Below are 17,738 nucleotides of genomic sequence, written 5' to 3'. Positions count from 1 at the left end.
AGGCAGTGCGTCTGCACTGCCTCCCTAAATTTTGACATAGAATGGATTCCATATTAACTTGCGTTTTGTAAAAATACTCGTTTTAACTGTTTGCGGAAACGAACTCCTAACGTAATTGCTACAATCACAATCACTCCAAAAATGATTTTACCGATGTGACCTTCTAACGCTCCAAAAATATCATGCAAGTTGCCACCTAACCAGTAACCACCGATTAAGAAGAACGATACCCAAAATAGAGCACCTGAATAAATTGTAATGGCAAAGCGACGGAATGGTAAGTTAATAATTCCTGCAAAATATCCTGTAAAATGACGGACACCAGGAATAAAGAAACCGATAAAAATAAGGAAGTATCCATACTTATCAAACCACATTCTTGTTAAGTCGATTTTTCTTTGTGTTAAAAATACGTATTTCCCATACTTTTGAACAAAGGGCATACCTAATTTATTTCCTAAAAAGTATTGAATTGTCATTCCTACACTTGTCCCAATAAAAGATAGGATAATTAAAATTGGTAAGCTTAAATCACCTTTCTGTGCTAAAAATCCCGCATATGCTAGCGTTGGCTCTCCCGGAAACGGAAGTGCAATATATTCTAACAGCAAACCAACAAGTACAACATAGTACCCGTACTGCTGAAATAATTCATGAATCCATTCCATGTCATCTCTCCTTCCAATCACGTACAACTTCTTACTATTATTGTATAAAAAAATTGTCGAAATAACTATCTCAATAGCTTACATTTTTATTACATTTTTGTAAGGCCCACACTAAAATTTTCCGTTCTTTATTTACTTCTATGTACGTTCATTTAAAAACAACTTAACAAATATATACCGTGAGAAACTTGGACTTAATATGCATTTTTTATCCAGTTTTTAACACTTAAAGTCACCTTATTTTGTTCTCAATAAAAAACCACCACAAACTCATACGAACTTCATATTAGCTTCATATACGTATTGTAAGATTATATCGGAATTTGTTGAAAAATTTAACCAATATATGACTAAGCATTAAATTGAATAAATATAAGTCGTTTTTCGAAATTGAAAAAAGGGTGAATAAGAAATGGAAGCTTATAAAATGCACGATTTTATTAATACAAATGTTGAATCTCATCAAAATGAAACCGTTTTTAATTTACACATATGTGAAACAAGTGAATTTGACGTAAGTTTAACAAAATCTACAACACTGTCTTTTATCGTTTCAAAAAAGAACATTAAAATCGTTACGAAAAAATGGATTAATTCAAATCAAGAAAGCATGATTGGCAAAAGTTACATCATTCCAACGAAAGCTTTCCACTACTTCTTACCAGTTATTTCTGAAACTGAAGATGAACTAAATATTCAAGTGCAAAGTTTTGGACTACATGGTGAACTTTTACTAAATGAAAGATTACTTATTGATAAAAACAACAAAAACAATCCCAAAATTACCACGTTCTTTGAAACATTAGATGAAAATGTAAATAAGGTATTAAGAGGTTTGCAAATTCATTGTATGTAAGACTATTACAATAGCAAAAAGGAGAATATAATGAAAAAACTATTATTAAGCGCACTATTATCATTAGGATTTTTAACTATTCCATTCACAAATGCTGAGGCAGCTACAACGAACGCTCAACTAATTGTAAACACGCAGTTAAATAAAATGGATTATTATCAAAATGGAAAATTCATAAAAAGTTTTACTGTTGCTACTGGAAAAACAACTACTCCTACACCTAAAGGCACTTTCCAAATCGTAAATAAAATTAAAAATCGTCCTTATTATACAGGCAAAATTAAAGGCGGAGATCCACGTAATCCACTTGGTGACCGTTGGCTCGGACTAAACATGGCAGGAACTTACGGAACAACTTATGCGATTCATGGTACGAACAATAATCAGGCAATCGGCAAATGGACAACACTAGGTTGTATTCGTATGTATAACAATGATATACACTGGTTATTTGAGCGTATTCCCCAGCAGGCTACTGTCACTGTAAAATAACCTAACAACACGATTTACGTGTAGCCAAGAATTTTATGTCTTGGCTTATTTTATTTCTTCATTTACAGTAGCAAAACAACTGTATTTACATATATAATAAAAATAGATTGTGTCAAATGACATTAAAACATTGATAAACATGGATATTAAAATTATACAGTTATAATATTTTATAAATTTTACATTACATACTATAATAGAACTACTGTAATTCTGAAATATTCAGTTTCGCTAAACAACTCCCCTTGCTACTTTCATGATTATTTTATAGCGGGGGCTTATTATATGTATAAACAATCTGAGTCATTCGAAAATGATGAATTTGAATATTGCAGTAAAAAGCGTTATTTAGGAGGTGTTACTATGACGCATATACTGGTGATTGAAGACAACCCAGATATACAAGAACTAATTCGTGAATTTCTAATGGCACAAAACTTTACCGTTGATGTCGTTGGCGCTGGAACAGAAGGTATTCTTCTTTTCCAAAAAAATTCATACGACCTGGTCCTCCTTGATGTGATGTTACCAGATATAGATGGCTATAGTATTTGTAAAATTATGCGAGGACAGTCTGATGTACCGATCATTATGTTAACAGGCTTACATAATGAAGAAAGTGAAATTAAAGGATTTGAATTAGGTATTGATGACTATATTACAAAACCGTTCCATTACACCGTATTTATTAAACGTGTAGAGGCTGTATTAAGAAGGGCAGCAACGAAGGAAGCAGAAACTGCAACTATACTACAATTCCATGAATTGATGTTAAATTCTACAGCATATGCCGCTTATGTTCATGGTAATCAAATTGAATTAACAACAAAGGAATTTGAAATTATTTATACTTTACTGCAAAATCGGGGAAAAGTATTATCAAGAAGTGATTTGCTGAATAAGGTATGGGGCTATGAACATTATGGTGATGTAAGAGTTATAGATACACATATTAAAAACTTAAGAAAAAAATTAGGGATTCCTTATATTAAAACGGTGAAAGGCATTGGCTACAAAATCGAATCGTAGCACCGACAACATCACCAAAAATATTTTCATCAAAACCTTATTATTTTGTATTCTTTTATCACTTTGTCTTTATCAAATTATTTACTTCCTAGCTTCAAACTACGATAAAGAACGTTTTGCGAAAGAAAATGGAGCGCTGACTACAGAACAAGCGGATTCAGACAAACAAAACGACCAAAGTAAAACGAATCAAAGTAAGGCTGTTTCAGAGGGTATAATTTCTAATTTCCAATCTTCTATTATAGATTATAAAGCACTCTCTACAGCCATAAATCACCTTTTGCAGCCTAGCCAAACTGCAAAAGCAAAAGAACATACTCAAAATATTGCGAAACAAAATAGTACTTCTGCTCTACCTATAGAAACGGAAAAGCAAGTCGCTACTAATGATGCCTTACATAAACAAAATGCAGCAAGTAAAACAAATGATGCACAAGATCATCCAAAATTAGCAGATGCACTGCAGCAATTAGCTCCACATATTGGCGCGACAATGCTTGCATTATCTTTACTCGGATCCTTAATTTATACAAAACTAATTGCCAAACCTTTTCAATATATGAGCGATGCTTTAAAAGATATTATGAATATTGATTTCTCAGATAAAAAATCACTTAACACAAATACAGATCAAACAGATTTTAATTTACAAGTAGCTGCTTCACAGGTCCCAAATATTGTGAAAAATTTACATGCGAGCAATCAAGATTTAAAAAGTGAGCTCAAAAAGGAACAACAATTAGAACAATCTCGTAAAGAATTTATGTCTATGGTATCCCATGAATTAAAAACACCAATCGCGGCAGTTATGGGACAACTCGATGGTATGATTCACGGAATTGGTGCTTATAAAGATAGAGATAAGTATTTAAAACGCTCCTATGAGATGATGCAAGATATCAACATATTAACGGAAAAGATGTCAGAATTATCCAAAATACAAAACCCTCAATTTAAACCGAATTTAGAAGTTATTTCATTAACTTCTATTATTGAGGATGTTATGAAAAAAGTAGACTACTTTGTATCTGTAAAGCAATTAAATGTTCAATCCAACATTAAACAAGATGTACAAATTTTAGCTGATCCTAAATTTATTCAAACTGCTATTTTTAACATTATTTCAAATGCAATTCATTACACAATTGACCATCAGCATGTCTATATCAAGCTTTATGAAAAGCCAAACGGTTACGCATTAGAAGTGTTAAATACAGGTTCACAAATTGATGAGGATAAACTTGCCCATTTATTTGAGCCATTCTATCGCGCAAACCCTGGCAAACATGGATTAGTACAAGGTAGTGGCCTTGGGCTATATATTGTAAAGCAAATATTAGATAAACATCAGTTTCCTTATGGGATACAAAACACAGCTCAAGGTGTAAAATGTTCTATTGTATTCCCAAAAGCAATGTAAAACCTACTACAATTTCATACCCCAAATTCATACTTCGTATGAGTGGCGGAATTTTGTAGAGTATCTTACTCTGTTTCGTTCGCCCGTTATCCTTATTTGGATAGCGGGCGTTTTTTATTATGTAAAAGGAGGATTTTCATGGAAAAATTTAAGTATTCATTACTCGTTTTATTCGGCGCTTGTAGCTACGGCGTACTTTCAACTATTTTCAAACTCGGATTTATTGATGGATTTTCAGCACATCAACTATTAGGAGGACAATATGTCTTCGGGTGGATTGGGCTTCTTCTGCTCGTTCTTTTCGCTTCACGTCATAAAGTAACAAAAAAGCAATTCTTTTCCTTACTAACAGTTGGCACAACAATGAGCATGACTGGTATCTTCTACGCTATCTCTGTAGAAGAACTACCAGCATCTATCGCTGTTGTCCTACTGTTCCAGTTCACATGGATTGGTGTAGTCATTGAAGCAATTGCCAATCGAACATTTCCAAGCCGTGAGAAAATTATATCTATCATTATTTTATTTACTGGTACATTGTTTGCAGGCGGTTTCTTTGAAGGTCTAGGACAAAGCTTTTCCACGAAAGGTATTATATTTGGTTTATTAGCCGCTGTCTCTTTTTCATTCTATGTGTTTGCAAGCGGGCGCGTTGCTACAGAAGTTCCGCCTTATACAAAAAGTTTTCTTATGACAACAAGCGCTACTCTTATCGTATGCCTATTCTTCCCGCCAACCTTTTTAACAGACGGTGCCCTGCAAGCAGGCCTTTGGAAATACGCTTTCTTCCTCGGATTGTTCGGCGTTGTCGTACCTGTCATTTGTTTTTCAATTGGCGTACCGAAAGTAGGAACAGGACTTAGTACAATACTAGGAGCAGCTGAATTACCAACAGCCATTATCGCTTCTATTACACTTGTACATGAAGTCGTAACCTTCATGCAGTGGATTGGGATCATCTTTATACTACTTGGAATTTTTACTCCTCAGCTGCTTACGGCTAGGAAAACAAAAAAACATAGTAGCGTGCATAGTGCGTGAAAATAGAAGTTTGCATATAAAGTGAAACTTTAATCAGCCCTCACCAATCGGACTTTAATGGGCAGCCCGACCCCCACCTAACTTCTTTGCTTTCGCTGCATTTTGAGGTGGGGATCTTACTGCCCATTAAAGCGGGATAAATGTAAATGCAGTTACAATGTGGTATAATTTCAAATCTATTTGGAGGTATAAATGACTATTTTAAGTGTAGCCTTTTTTGCCATTATGTGTATCTTCTTCTTAATAAGATATATGAAAGAAAAGAAATTTTACGATTTGCTCCTCATTCCCATTTGCATATATGCTGGGGCAGTCAAAACCCCTTTAGTAGAGTACTTAAACTTTAATACTACATTCAAAATAACATATGATATTGCAGCTATTATTCTCGTAATCCTTGCTGTACTTTTCTTCTTAAAGAATAAGAAAGAGAATCCTACTGTATAACAAAAAGACCTTTCATGTATTTGAAAGGTCTTTTTCTCTATCTCACTTTACCGCTCCATATAACTTATCTACCTCATGCTCAATTTGTTTTACATCAATTCGTTCAAATAGCGGCTGCACACTATCAATTCTATTCGGCAACGTGTTTTGAGGCTCCCAATTTCGTTTCACAATCGATAATGTATTTCTAACTCTTTCACTTGAAAATGGTAAAAATGGTTCAAGGAGATTCGCAAAATTAGCGATAAGATACACACAATTATAAATCGTTTCTTCGCATGCAACTGGATCATCTTCTCGTTGTTTCCACGGCTGCCTCTCATCAAAGTATTTATTTGCAAAACGTACTGCCTCAAATATTGTTTCTAGCGCCACCTTAAATGTAGTTTGCTCAATCGCCTCTCCAACATTTTTATATAATCCTTCTACTTTACCTTTCAGTTCTACATCAATACTTCCCTTCGGTACAATACCGCCATAATACTTTTCAATAAACTTTAATGTCCGGTTCACAAAGTTCCCATATGCACCTAGCAATTCACTATTATGACTGTAAATGAATTCACGCCACGAAAAATCAGTATCACGATTTTCTGGTGCATTGACTGTTAAAAAGTAACGAATGGAATCTGGATTGTAGCGTTCTAATATGTCAGGCACCCATACTGCCCAGTTTTTACTTGTAGATAACTTTCTTTTTTCAACTGTTAAATATTCATTCGAAACGATATGACGAGGGGTAGCTCCTTCTCCTATTCCAAGCAATACCGCTGGCCAAATGATGGAATGAAACGGAATATTATCCTTTCCGTGCACATAATATGTTTTCGCTTCTTTATCCCAAAACTCTTGATCATCTTTCCCTGTTTCTTCCCCCCAATGTTTACTTGCCGAATAATATCCTGTCACTGCTTCAATCCATACGTAAATTTTCTTATCTTCATACCCTTCTACTGGAATTGGTACCCCAATTGGTAAATCACGTGATACGGCCCTATCTAATAATCCTTCCTTAACATATCTCTCTGTTAATTGAATCGCATTGTCGCGCCATGTTCCTGCTTGTTTTGCAGTTTCTACAGCCCTTTTAATTTGCTCCTGAAATGTATGCAATGCGAAATAGAAATGCTCTGTTTCCTGTACGGATGGCGTACTACCACATAACTTACATTTCTTTTCTAACAAATCAAGTGGATCTAAAATAGCTGAACACGCATCGCATTGATCTCCTCTTGCTGCTTCATGGCAATGTGGACAAACGCCTTCTACATAACGATCAGGTAAAAACTGCGTACACGTTTCACAATACGCTTGTTCCACTGTTTTTTTATAAATATAGCCTTCTTCTAATAAACGTAAAAAGACATTTTGAACCGTTTCATGATGGTGCTCACTATCTGTACGTGTATAGCAATCATAAGTAAAACCAAGGCTACGAAAACATCGCTGGAACTCTTCATGATACTTATCAGCAATTTCCTTCGCCGTCACACCTTCTTGTTTTGCCCTAATTGCAATTGGCGTTCCATTACAATCACTTCCCGAAACATACAACACATTCTCACCTTTTGCCCGGTAATAACGTGCTAAAATGTCTCCAGGTAACAAACTCGCAATATGTCCAAGATGTAACGAACCATTTGCATACGGCCAAGCGCCTCCAATAAAAATACTCATCTTACATTCCTCCTTTTAAATATAAAAAAGCCCCGCCCTTATCTTAAAAAAGATAAGGGCGGGGCTGTATAAACAGTCGCGGTACCACCTTATTTCGCCAATTACTTACATAATTAGCCTTAACAAGTACGGAGCTATATGCTCTTATACTGTGGTTTTGATAACGAGTACCAACTCTCGTCGCCGCCTACTATTATCATTTGATAAGTTCAGGACGAAGCTCAAAGGCCATTGTTCAAATGAATATTCTTGCTTCTTCTCAGCTACCGAAGCTCTCTGGACAGAATGGTTTCATCCTACTTTTCCTTTTCAACGCTTTTATATAACATGTATTTTACGACTTACTCACAGAAAAATCAAATTTTTATTCAAAAAGAAGAGGAAATCCCATCCTCTCATAGAATAACTATACGTTCACAAAAGGAGTGATACGATTGAATCAAAACCAACTAAGCATACGTAATGAAAAAAGTTGGAATGCAGCTGCTTATGAAGCTTGGACGAATCGCCACGGGGCGCCAGCCGATTATGCAAAAAAGCTTATGGAAGATCCCGCGCGCGAGGTTAATCACTATTTACCTTACATACAATCTCCAAAAGGAAAACGTATTATTAATTTACTCGGGTCAAAAGGAAATAAAGCGGTTGCTCTCGCTCTTTTAGGAGCTGACGTAACAGTTGTTGATATTTCAGCAAGTAATGCAAAATATGCAAATGAACTTGCTGAAGCAGCAGGTGTCTCTATCCAGTATGTCGTTTCTGATGTACTAAATGTTCAGCTCTCCGAATCATTTGATATCGTATTGCTAGAACTTGGTGTACTCCATTACTTTTTAGATTTAAAACCGCTCTTTCAAAAAATTGCTACCTTGCTTAAAGGAGATGGCATGCTTATCCTTCGTGACTATCATCCTGTTTACACGAAATTATTAGGAGTAGACCACCCATCATTTCGGGCTAATGGAAATTATTTCGATGAAGAATTAATTGAAGATGATGTTGCTTATAGCACCCTTCTTACAGAAGCGCAGAAAGAATCGTTACCTAAAACACTCATCCGTCGCTGGACGCTAGGAGAAATTATTACAACGCTTGCAGAAGAACATTTTAAAATTGAAAAACTAGTTGAAGAACACGGATGTCATCAAAGGTGGGTCTTCCCTCCTACTGCGCGGGAAGGAATTGAAGAACAAATACCCGGTTTATATACATTAATTGCGACAGCATGCAAAAAAGGATCCCTTCACGGATAGGATCCTTTTTGCATGCTCACGCATATAAGTTGAGGTTGGAGATTACCATAATTCTGTAGAATAGGACACAAGATATTTCAACATTTCGTCTCTGACTTACGTCGTCAAAAAGGGGTATGACCAACATAACGAAGAGTAATGTTTATAGTTGATAGTGATAATCGTTATCAACTAATTAGAAGTATACATGATGTAATTTCAAATTTCAATAGTATTTCTCATTTTTATTTATGAATTTTTTGATATACAAATGTATACATTTTAAGAACATTTACTCATATGAATCTGCCATCTTCCATTATCTGCTATAATTTTCATTGAACAGATTAATAACTTCATAATAATGTTTTTATTAATATCGTTCTTAATATTTATAAATCAATATAAATAGTTTTTTAAAAAGGTAGGGGTAACGATGAAATATATTAGTATTCGAAAAAAACTACTGTTCACACTCTTAAGCATTTCTTCTTTATTTAGTATTGCTCTTATTGTTATTCTTTCATTCGCTATGAACCAAGCAAGCGAAATTGAAACGTTAAAAAATGATGTATCAAAACGAGCAACAATTTTAAAAGAACGTGGCGATTGGTTCCAAGCACAAGTTGCCGGTTTACAAGAATATTTACTGTCACATGATCAAAAGGGATTGGATAAATTCAACCAAGAAGGAAAAAAACTAGCTGATACTAGAGAAAAAGTAACAAGTGATAAAAAACTCCCAGAAGGAATGAAAGAAGCGATTTTAATGGGAGGAAAATGGCGAAGCGTTATAGATAATGAAGTCCTCCCTCTCGCCCGCGAAGGAAAATGGGACGAAGCATCCAAAATCGCTTTAGCTCAAACCGATTATGTAAACGACCTTTTAAGTCGCTTTACTAAATATGCAAATGAAGAAAATGATAAACGTGACGTATTAATTGCTGACGTAGAGTCTTCTTCATCTCTTATTCAATATATTATTTTCTTCTCACTCATTACATGTACAGTAACATCTATTTTATTAGCATGGTGGTTCTCTGGTAAACTCGTTAAACCGATAAGACAAATTGATGAGAAATTAAAAGAATTAGCTTCTCAAGATGGCGATTTAACTGCTAGATTGCACGTAACGAGTAAAGATGAAATTGGTGATATCGCCAATTCCTTTAATCAAATGCTCGCTAATTTACAACGTATTATAAAACAAGTGCAACAAACATCTACAAGCGTCAAAGAAGCGTCTGAAAATGTATTTATCGAAACAACTACGTCTATGGAAAATACCGCAAAAACCCAAGAAACTATGAATGCTCTTGAGCATAATATTCGTTCACAAGTTTCCAGTATCGAAGAAAGTTCAACTGCAATGGATGATATGACAACGAGTGTTCAGCGTATTGCTGAATCTGCCTCTTCTGTTACTAGCCTAGCTGTTACAACTGCTGAAAAAGCAGATAGTGGGAATAAAGTCATTGAGAAATCTATTACACAAATGCATACCATTAACGAAGCTGTTAACGCTACATCACAAGTAGTAGAACGACTCATTACACATACGAATCATATTGATACTGCACTTCAATCCATTTCTAATATCGCGGAACAAACGAATTTACTCGCTTTAAATGCTTCAATTGAAGCAGCACGTGCTGGCGAACATGGAAAAGGATTCGCCGTTGTTGCCGATGAAGTACGAAAACTTGCTGAACAATCTCAGCTAGCAGCAACTGACATTAACCATTTACTTCATCACATTCAAGCTGACACAAAAATAGCAAATGAAATGATGACACAAGGTCAGTCAGAAGCTTCTGCAGGAATTACAGTCATTCGTACCGCTGGATCTTCATTCTCAGAAATTGTTAACCACATTAACAAAGTCTCTACACAAATGCAAGAAATGTCTGCGACTGCTGAAGAAATGGCCGCAAGTTCAGAAGAAATGAATACAGCTTTAAATAACATCGCTTCTATTTCAAATGAAGTTGCCGCCGAAACATCACAAACAGCAACTTCAGCTGGTGACCAAGTAAACAAAATGAGTGTCGTTGCTAAAAAAGCGTCTGAAATGAAAACGACTGTACAAGAACTTGAAATTCTCGTTTCGCATTTCAAAACAAACATTTAAAGCGAGACTTTCATTTATACTTCTAGAAGCTCCAAGTTATTAAAAAGAGAGATCTATAGTCTCTCTTTTTTCAATTTAAAATATCTCTTTCTATCTCTCATTCCGTCTGCTATAATTCCTAAAGGAAAGAAGAAAGCTTTATTCCAGTCGGAGTAAAGCTTTCTTTCAATTTTTTACATTTATTAATTCTAATACTTTGATTTCACAAGGAGGCTTTTTATCATATGAATTTTATTAGCATTCGAAAAAAACTAATGTTCATGATGGGAACGATTTGCGCTTTATTTGGCATCGCTTTAGCTTTTATTTTATTTTTTGCTATTGATCAATCTCATAAAGCTGAAGCATTACAAAAAGAAATTTCCCCTCTGGCAACACAATTAAAAGAGCGTGGGGATGCTTATCAAGTACAGCTCTCTGCTTTAAGAGGTTATTTATTACAACGTGACCAAGTTGAATTAGACAAGTTTAATGAAATGAGTAAACTTCTTGAAGATAAGAAAGATGAGCTTCTTTCAAATCCTAACATTTCTCAATCTGTGAAAAATACAATGGAATCCGGATCGACTTGGAGAAAATTTATTGAAGAAAAAGTTTTCACTCTTGCAAAAGAACAAAAATGGGAAGAAGCTCTACAAGTAGCTTATGCAGAAAATGGTACTGTTTATAAAGTAATTGGTGACTTCACAAATTATAGTAATGAACAAGCTAAGTTACGTGATCAATCTATCGAAAAAATTGATAAATCTTCGCTACAAATCGAATATGTTGTCTTCTTATCACTTGTTATTTGTATTATCGTAGCTATCACTCTTACATGGTGGTTCTCTGGTAAACTTGTTAAACCAATTCAACAAATTGATAGTAAACTAAAAGAATTATCATCTCAAGAAGGTGACTTAACAGCCCGCCTACAAGTAAATAGCAATGATGAAATTGGTACAATCGCAACATCATTTAATACAATGTTAGAAAACCTACAACATATCATCAATCGTGTTCAAAAAACATCTGTAGAAGTACAAAACGCTTCTGAAAATATGCTAGAAAAGACGAATATATCACGCGAGGCAACAATAAGAGTTCAAAGCTCGATGTCTAGCTTAAATGCAAGTATTCAATCGCAATCTGCTAGCATGGAAGAAAGCTCAACTGCAATGGACGATATGACAGTAAGCGTTCAGCGTATTGCTGAATCCGCTTCATCTGTAGCAGAACTAGCTGTAACTACTTATGAGCATGCGAATGATGGAAATACCGTTATCCAAAAATCTATTACACAAATGACAACGATTCACGACGCTGTAAATGCTACTTCAGAAGTGGTCGAACGTCTAATCACTCATACAAAATATATTGATACAGCTGTACAATCTATTTCTAATATTGCAGAACAAACAAACTTACTTGCTTTAAATGCTTCTATCGAAGCAGCTCGTGCTGGCGAACAAGGAAAAGGTTTCGCTGTCGTAGCTGACGAAGTTCGAAAACTTGCTGAGCAATCTAAAACAGCGGCAACAGATATTAATCAATTACTTCATCAAATTCAAAATGATACAGAAATAGCTAATTCTATGATGTCTCAAGGTCGATCTGAAGCATCAGAAGGTATTCATGTTATTCGTCAGGCAGGCTCTTCTTTCACAACAATCGTAGAACAAGTAAATCAAGCTTCTACACAAATGCAAGACATATCAGCAACTGCTGAAGAGATGGCTGCAACTGCTGAAGAAATGAACGCTTCACTGAATAACATCGCTTCTATTTCGACTGAAGTATCTAGTGAAACAGCGGCAACAGCACAATCTGCTGAGAAAAAAGTCGTTACGATGAATGAGATGACACAAACTGCTAGACAAATGAAACAAACAGTTGAAGAATTAGATCAACTCGTGTCTCATTTTAAAACTGAATAGACATTCCAAAAAGATCCCTCTTCCAAAAGGGATCTTTTTTTTGAGCTCATTTCCTGCACATTATGTACATTTCCGTTATAATGAGAATCGATATCATTAATATGCAGGGGGTGCTACACATGTCACAACAAGCATTTGAAGAAAAGTTATATGCAAACTTAGAAGCTGTTATTGATCCTGAACTAGGTGTTGATATTATCAATCTTGGATTAGTTTATGACGTTACAGCAGATGAAAATAATAATGCTGTCATTACAATGACGATGACTTCTATCGGGTGTCCAATGGCCGGGCAAATTGTATCAGACGTTAAAAAAGTATTATCAACGAACGTACCTGAAGTCAATGAAATAGAAGTAAATGTCGTTTGGAATCCACCCTGGTCTAAAGAACGCATGTCACGTATGGCGAAAATCGCATTAGGTATTCGCGACTAAATAGAAAGAGCTCTAACAATATTATATTGTTAGAGCTCTTTTTTTCTGCTAGGTACATGTAATGATTAAAGTTTCGCCTTATTTTACGCCTACTGCATCATAAGCTTTCGTAACAGCTTGTACAGCTTTAGAGTTTTTACCATATAAATCTTCAGCTGACTGCAGAGCAGCTTGACGCATCATCTTAAAGTCAGAGTTTGCAGTTAAATATTTCGTAAGAGCACGGTAGTAAATTTTTTCTGTCGCTTCACGGCCTACTCCAGTTACTTTCACGCCGTAATGCTCTCCGCCATCAGACACTAAATATGCAGCTTTATTGTTAATACTACTGTTAATATGAACGCCGCCATTATCAGCTGTTCCAGTGTAGCGTTTATTATAATGATCCGGGTAACCTTCACCTGGTTTTAATGGATTTGGAATAGATGCTGGATCTTTCAGAGAACGAAGTGCATCACCAGGTTTTCCAGGTGTATAAATGTCAGCACCTAGATCCCAGCTCTTCTTCTCAACCATGACACCCATAATATCAGATAACGATTCATTTAACGCACCTGACTCATTTTTATAAACAAGATTTGCTGTATGTTCAGTTACAGCATGCGTTAATTCGTGACCGATAACATCTAGTCCAGCAGATAATGGAATAAACGTCGTACCATCGCCATCACCATACATCATTTGCACACCGTTCCAAGCTGCGTTATTCCAGCTTTCCCCAACGTGAACAGTAGAAATAAGCTTCGCACCTTTATCATCGAAAGAGTTACGATTAAATGTCTTTTTGTAGTAATCATATACTTTCCCTGCATTTACATGCGCATCAACTGCAGCTTTGTCTTCGAAGAACTTAGATTTACTCTCAACTTCTTCTCCTGTATATCCAAGCCATTGTGAGAATAAATTAAACAAGTTTTCATCCATATTTTCTGCATCAAATGTATGAACACCTTGTCCTCGTTTACCATCAAATAAGTTGAACGCTCCTGTTTTCTCATCTTGAGCAATTTCAAATGATTGTCTATCGCCTAATACTCCGTAACCAAATCCTGTAATGTGATCTACAGCGTTATATTTCTCAATCACATTCCCATTCGTTGCATCAACAAAATAATGCCAGTATCCTGGAGCTGGTTTTGAAATCGATGCTTTCACTAAGTATGCAAGATAATAGTTTCCATCTTTTTCATATACAAATAAATCTTTTTTCACACCGTCATAATTCTTTACTTTACCAACTTCTTTTTCAATATCTGCCTTTGCAATCGTTTCTGCTTGCTCTGCGCTAATATTTGCAAACGCAGGAATATTTTTATCATCTAAATTCGGAATAACTTGTCCGAAGAATGCTTTTACATTATTTTCTTTATCAAGTGTAACAGTTTGATCTGAACCATACACAGGGATGTTATTATGCTTCTCAACTAACTTCACGTGTGTCGTACCAGATTCAGCGTCTTTTTCTTCCCCAACGATATTGAAGTGTTTATCAATATTCCCTGCTAATTTGAACATATCCTTCTTACTGTCTAAATATTGAAAGACCGTTTCTTTTTTATCTAGTCCTTCCGGTGCTTTCCATTCTTCACCTATGTATGCAGGTGTTTTAAACTCTTGATGATATTGAATTTTTTGTTCTTCCGCTTTCGTTGTCGTTGCTCCAAATGTTCCAAATCCCCCGGCTATAACAGTTAACGCTAATGCTGATGAAATGACTTGCTTTTTCACTATAACATTCCCCATTCCCATAAAGATTTTTGACACTTTTATACAATTCTTGTTTTTCAAGTCGATACCTTTACCAAAAATTTGAGAAAGTTTTTTCTGACAATTCAACTCAAAAAAGAGGATATCCTATCGGATGTCCTCTTTTCCATAAATGCTCTATTATCTTTTCAACTCGATTGCTAAATAGTGTGACTGCTCTTTCGCTTCAATATGAATATCTTCTTCTATCGCCTCTGCTGCATCACGCATAACAAGCGTTTCCCCATTTATTACACTACTTCCTTCAATTTGAACAAGATACAATTGACGGCCTTCTCGCACAGGAAAATGAATTTCTTTTCCGGCATCTAACGATAAAGAGTATAAATTTGCATCTTGGTGAATATGAATTGGTGCCTCTCCTTCTACTGGAGATACCATATGGAACCATTCATTTTCACGATTGCTCCAATCAAATTTAAACTCACCATAGTTTGGTTTATGATCCGCACGATCTGGTAAAATCCAAATTTGTAATAAACGTAGTGTTTCATTTCCTAAATTATGCTCACTATGAAATACACCTGTACCAGCACTCATATATTGAACATGTCCTCGCTCAATTGTTCCGCGGTTCCCCATGCTATCCTCATGTGTTAAAGCACCATCTACAACGTACGAAATGATTTCCATATCGCGATGCGGATGCATATCAAAACCAGTTTGTGCGGCTACTAGGTCATCATTAATTACACGCAATGCTCCGAAGTTCATGTTATTAGGGTTATAATAATTCGCAAATGAAAAATGAAAATGTGTATTTAGCCAACCGTGATTTGCTCTTCCCATATTTTTATGATCAACTTTTCTAAACATATCCTTCACCTCATATTATCTCGAATTCAAGATTTATTAAAAAAATTTTTCTCACTGTAATTTTTTTAGTAATTGTAATAATTGACGTTGTTCTTCTACATTTAAATTTTGAAACTGCTCCGCTTGGAACGTTTCTTGAGGCGGGACGATTTCTTCATATAAAACTTTTCCCTTTTCTGTTAACGAAATATATTTTGTAGTACCTTCTTGCTCACGACGAATCCACTCTAGCTGCTCCATTTTATTTAAAAGCTGCGTGATATTTCCCTTCGTAACAAATAGTTTATTTCCAAGCTCTTGCTGCGTTAGACGATTATGCCCTCCAACTTGAGCTAGTACATCAAACTGAGCGGCAGACACATTCCATTCTTTCAAATGCTGATTCGTCTCACGAATGCTTTTGTTATAAAAACGTGATAAACGAAACCATAATAGTAATCCGAGTCTATCTTCTGTTTTCATTCTATCACCTCGCTCGTTTCATATCATTAGTTTAGAACTAAACTTTATAAAAGTCAATCACTTACTTTTAGTAAACAACAAAGAAAGCACAGTGCCATTTCTCCACTATGCTTTACATTAACTTTCTATTTTTATATTCATCTAACTTCCTCTCCGCGAACTTCCTCGCATCTTTCTCAATCCATCTATCTTCGTACAATTCATTTCCAACATACAATACTTCTCTCTTATGCTGCATCGCATGGCGAAATTCATGCAGTAGTGTTTTGAGCACTTGCTCATACTCTTCCCACATACAAACAAAAATTAATTGTTTTTCTTTATGATAAAAACCACCTACTGGGAATAAAAATTCCTCTTCTTCTTCTCCTAATGATAGAAGCACATGATTCGCATCACACGTATCACAAAAAATAACTGGCGTTTTACATACTTCAATAAGTGAAAACACATCGTCTCTAAGCCTTTTGACATCCCAAGGAAGCTCCGAATCCAACACATACCAATTCTCCACCTGTTGATATACATTTTGAAACTGGAGTTCCATTTCTCTTTATTCCCCTTTCCAAGCACCCTTTTTCTATATGTATGCCACAATATGGTAAATATTAAACGTATTCTTTTATCCTTGAAAAAATGCCAATAAAAAAGGAATCTATGCCGACATAGATTCCTTTTCCGTAATCACTTTTTTTTCATAACTTTTTTAAATACAAAGTAACCAATTGCACAAACAATAGCAGCAAGTGCAAAGTATTTCACATATGGTCCAGCTACTTTATTAATGCTTTCCCACTCTGTTCCTAATTTAAAACCTAAATATACAAATACAATTGACCATGGAATAACAGCTAATGTAGTTAGCGTAATAAACTTAGCATGTGACATTTTCGCAATACCCGCTGGTATCGAAATAGCATGACGCACCACAGGAATAAAACGAGCAGTAAAAATAACACCAGTTCCGTAACGATTAAACCAATCTTCAGCATAATCAATATGTTTCTTTTGAATTAAAATATATTTTCCATATCGCTCAAGAACAGGTCTTCCTCCGTATCGACCAATCCAATAAATGAATAGTTGTGCGATTACACCACCAATTGTACCGAACGCGACAGCACCCCAAAATGTAATGCTTCCTGTTGATACTAAATAACCTGCATAAGATAATACGATTTCACTTGGGATAACCTCTAGCATTAATCCAAGCATAATTCCCCAATAACCAAGTCCTTCTAGAAAAACTAAAACGGAATGAATCAACTCTCCTAACATCATGTACCTCTCTTTACTGTTTTCATTGCAAACAATAAAAGTACAAGCAGGAAATATCTTGTACTTTTA

The 17,738-nt window shown here is 35.3% G+C and carries 17 protein-coding genes and 1 other annotated feature; of the genes, 10 read left to right on the top strand and 7 right to left on the bottom strand.

Translation table 11 applies throughout. The annotated features are described in order from the left end of the window. Positions 1 to 53: 53 nt before the first annotated feature. A complete protein-coding gene (locus ACXVYO_RS02855) occupies positions 54 to 668 on the bottom strand; it encodes a DedA family protein (RefSeq protein ID WP_458465976.1) in 615 nt (204 codons plus the stop codon). 412 nt (positions 669 to 1,080) lie between these two features. Between ACXVYO_RS02855 and ACXVYO_RS02850 the strand changes: the two genes are divergently transcribed. From ACXVYO_RS02850 to ACXVYO_RS02825, 6 genes are all read left to right on the top strand, one after another. Beyond that, on the top strand, positions 1,081 to 1,524 hold the full coding sequence (locus ACXVYO_RS02850) for a DUF3978 family protein (RefSeq protein WP_458465975.1): 444 nt from the start codon (positions 1,081 to 1,083) through the stop codon (positions 1,522 to 1,524). 30 nt (positions 1,525 to 1,554) lie between these two features. Beyond that, positions 1,555 to 2,016 carry a L,D-transpeptidase gene (locus ACXVYO_RS02845; protein WP_073517039.1) on the top strand — a complete coding sequence of 154 codons (462 nt, stop codon included), beginning with the start codon at positions 1,555 to 1,557 and terminating at the stop codon, positions 2,014 to 2,016. A gap of 363 nt (positions 2,017 to 2,379) precedes the next feature. Next, a complete protein-coding gene (locus ACXVYO_RS02840) occupies positions 2,380 to 3,045 on the top strand; it encodes a response regulator transcription factor (protein ID WP_002145008.1) in 666 nt (221 codons plus the stop codon). Beyond that, on the top strand, positions 3,023 to 4,465 hold the full coding sequence (locus ACXVYO_RS02835) for a sensor histidine kinase (protein WP_458465974.1): 1,443 nt from the start codon (positions 3,023 to 3,025) through the stop codon (positions 4,463 to 4,465). Before ACXVYO_RS02840 ends, ACXVYO_RS02835 begins: the two co-directional genes overlap by 23 nt. Positions 4,466 to 4,603: 138 nt before the next feature. Next, positions 4,604 to 5,506 carry an EamA family transporter gene (locus ACXVYO_RS02830; protein WP_458465973.1) on the top strand — a complete coding sequence of 301 codons (903 nt, stop codon included), beginning with the start codon at positions 4,604 to 4,606 and terminating at the stop codon, positions 5,504 to 5,506. Between the two features lie 192 nt (positions 5,507 to 5,698). Next, positions 5,699 to 5,953 carry a hypothetical protein gene (locus ACXVYO_RS02825; protein WP_458465972.1) on the top strand — a complete coding sequence of 85 codons (255 nt, stop codon included), beginning with the start codon at positions 5,699 to 5,701 and terminating at the stop codon, positions 5,951 to 5,953. 42 nt (positions 5,954 to 5,995) lie between these two features. On the opposite strand, the gene metG is transcribed toward ACXVYO_RS02825, so the two are convergent. After that, on the bottom strand, positions 5,996 to 7,630 hold the full coding sequence (gene metG, locus ACXVYO_RS02820; protein ID WP_458465971.1) for a methionine--tRNA ligase: 1,635 nt from the start codon (positions 7,628 to 7,630) through the stop codon (positions 5,996 to 5,998). Between the two features lie 51 nt (positions 7,631 to 7,681). Next, positions 7,682 to 7,952 (bottom strand) — a binding site (T-box leader). 112 nt (positions 7,953 to 8,064) lie between these two features. Here metG and ACXVYO_RS02815 point away from each other — a divergent pair. From ACXVYO_RS02815 to ACXVYO_RS02800, 4 genes are all read left to right on the top strand, one after another. After that, a complete protein-coding gene (locus ACXVYO_RS02815; protein ID WP_458465970.1) occupies positions 8,065 to 8,883 on the top strand; it encodes a class I SAM-dependent methyltransferase in 819 nt (272 codons plus the stop codon). Positions 8,884 to 9,298: 415 nt separating this feature from the next. Next, positions 9,299 to 10,993 (top strand): methyl-accepting chemotaxis protein, encoded by a 1,695-nt coding sequence (locus tag ACXVYO_RS02810; protein WP_458465969.1) that lies wholly within the window; start codon positions 9,299 to 9,301, stop codon positions 10,991 to 10,993. A 224-nt stretch (positions 10,994 to 11,217) separates the two neighbouring features. Next, on the top strand, positions 11,218 to 12,909 hold the full coding sequence (locus ACXVYO_RS02805; RefSeq protein ID WP_458465968.1) for a methyl-accepting chemotaxis protein: 1,692 nt from the start codon (positions 11,218 to 11,220) through the stop codon (positions 12,907 to 12,909). 119 nt (positions 12,910 to 13,028) lie between these two features. After that, on the top strand, positions 13,029 to 13,346 hold the full coding sequence (locus ACXVYO_RS02800; RefSeq protein ID WP_000082521.1) for a metal-sulfur cluster assembly factor: 318 nt from the start codon (positions 13,029 to 13,031) through the stop codon (positions 13,344 to 13,346). A 78-nt stretch (positions 13,347 to 13,424) separates the two neighbouring features. Here ACXVYO_RS02800 and nprB read toward each other — a convergent pair whose 3' ends face one another. From nprB to ACXVYO_RS02775, 5 genes are all read right to left on the bottom strand, one after another. After that, the gene (nprB, locus tag ACXVYO_RS02795; protein ID WP_458465967.1) at positions 13,425 to 15,074 is read right to left on the bottom strand and encodes a neutral protease NprB; all 1,650 of its coding nucleotides are present in this window, start codon (positions 15,072 to 15,074) and stop codon (positions 13,425 to 13,427) included. A 159-nt stretch (positions 15,075 to 15,233) separates the two neighbouring features. After that, the gene (locus ACXVYO_RS02790) at positions 15,234 to 15,929 is read right to left on the bottom strand and encodes a pirin family protein (protein WP_458465966.1); all 696 of its coding nucleotides are present in this window, start codon (positions 15,927 to 15,929) and stop codon (positions 15,234 to 15,236) included. Between the two features lie 51 nt (positions 15,930 to 15,980). Next, positions 15,981 to 16,391, bottom strand: a complete 411-nt coding sequence (locus tag ACXVYO_RS02785) for a MarR family winged helix-turn-helix transcriptional regulator (RefSeq protein WP_458465965.1) — start codon at positions 16,389 to 16,391, stop codon at positions 15,981 to 15,983. A 112-nt stretch (positions 16,392 to 16,503) separates the two neighbouring features. After that, on the bottom strand, positions 16,504 to 16,938 hold the full coding sequence (locus ACXVYO_RS02780) for a DUF3920 family protein (protein ID WP_073517051.1): 435 nt from the start codon (positions 16,936 to 16,938) through the stop codon (positions 16,504 to 16,506). Positions 16,939 to 17,075: 137 nt separating this feature from the next. Next, positions 17,076 to 17,669 carry a DedA family protein gene (locus ACXVYO_RS02775; RefSeq protein ID WP_458465964.1) on the bottom strand — a complete coding sequence of 198 codons (594 nt, stop codon included), beginning with the start codon at positions 17,667 to 17,669 and terminating at the stop codon, positions 17,076 to 17,078. Positions 17,670 to 17,738 lie beyond the last annotated feature (69 nt).

This window comes from Bacillus sp. BC08 (assembly GCF_054326875.1).
Note: the sequence above shows the minus strand (reverse complement) of the source record. Positions and strands in the feature narration are given on the sequence as shown.

What these genes read in the sequence shown, in the direction of transcription:
- ACXVYO_RS02845 (WP_073517039.1), top strand. Translation starts at nt 1,555, where the DNA reads ATGAAAAAACTATTATTAAGCGCACTATTATCATTAGGATTTTTAACT.
- ACXVYO_RS02800 (WP_000082521.1), top strand. Translation starts at nt 13,029, where the DNA reads ATGTCACAACAAGCATTTGAAGAAAAGTTATATGCAAACTTAGAAGCT.
- ACXVYO_RS02805 (WP_458465968.1), top strand. Translation starts at nt 11,218, where the DNA reads ATGAATTTTATTAGCATTCGAAAAAAACTAATGTTCATGATGGGAACG.
- ACXVYO_RS02790 (WP_458465966.1), bottom strand. Translation starts at nt 15,929, where the DNA reads ATGTTTAGAAAAGTTGATCATAAAAATATGGGAAGAGCAAATCACGGT.
- ACXVYO_RS02840 (WP_002145008.1), top strand. Translation starts at nt 2,380, where the DNA reads ATGACGCATATACTGGTGATTGAAGACAACCCAGATATACAAGAACTA.
- metG (WP_458465971.1), bottom strand. Translation starts at nt 7,630, where the DNA reads ATGAGTATTTTTATTGGAGGCGCTTGGCCGTATGCAAATGGTTCGTTA.
- ACXVYO_RS02780 (WP_073517051.1), bottom strand. Translation starts at nt 16,938, where the DNA reads ATGGAACTCCAGTTTCAAAATGTATATCAACAGGTGGAGAATTGGTAT.
- ACXVYO_RS02850 (WP_458465975.1), top strand. Translation starts at nt 1,081, where the DNA reads ATGGAAGCTTATAAAATGCACGATTTTATTAATACAAATGTTGAATCT.
- ACXVYO_RS02825 (WP_458465972.1), top strand. Translation starts at nt 5,699, where the DNA reads ATGACTATTTTAAGTGTAGCCTTTTTTGCCATTATGTGTATCTTCTTC.
- ACXVYO_RS02785 (WP_458465965.1), bottom strand. Translation starts at nt 16,391, where the DNA reads ATGAAAACAGAAGATAGACTCGGATTACTATTATGGTTTCGTTTATCA.
- ACXVYO_RS02855 (WP_458465976.1), bottom strand. Translation starts at nt 668, where the DNA reads ATGGAATGGATTCATGAATTATTTCAGCAGTACGGGTACTATGTTGTA.
- ACXVYO_RS02810 (WP_458465969.1), top strand. Translation starts at nt 9,299, where the DNA reads ATGAAATATATTAGTATTCGAAAAAAACTACTGTTCACACTCTTAAGC.
- ACXVYO_RS02775 (WP_458465964.1), bottom strand. Translation starts at nt 17,669, where the DNA reads ATGTTAGGAGAGTTGATTCATTCCGTTTTAGTTTTTCTAGAAGGACTT.
- ACXVYO_RS02830 (WP_458465973.1), top strand. Translation starts at nt 4,604, where the DNA reads ATGGAAAAATTTAAGTATTCATTACTCGTTTTATTCGGCGCTTGTAGC.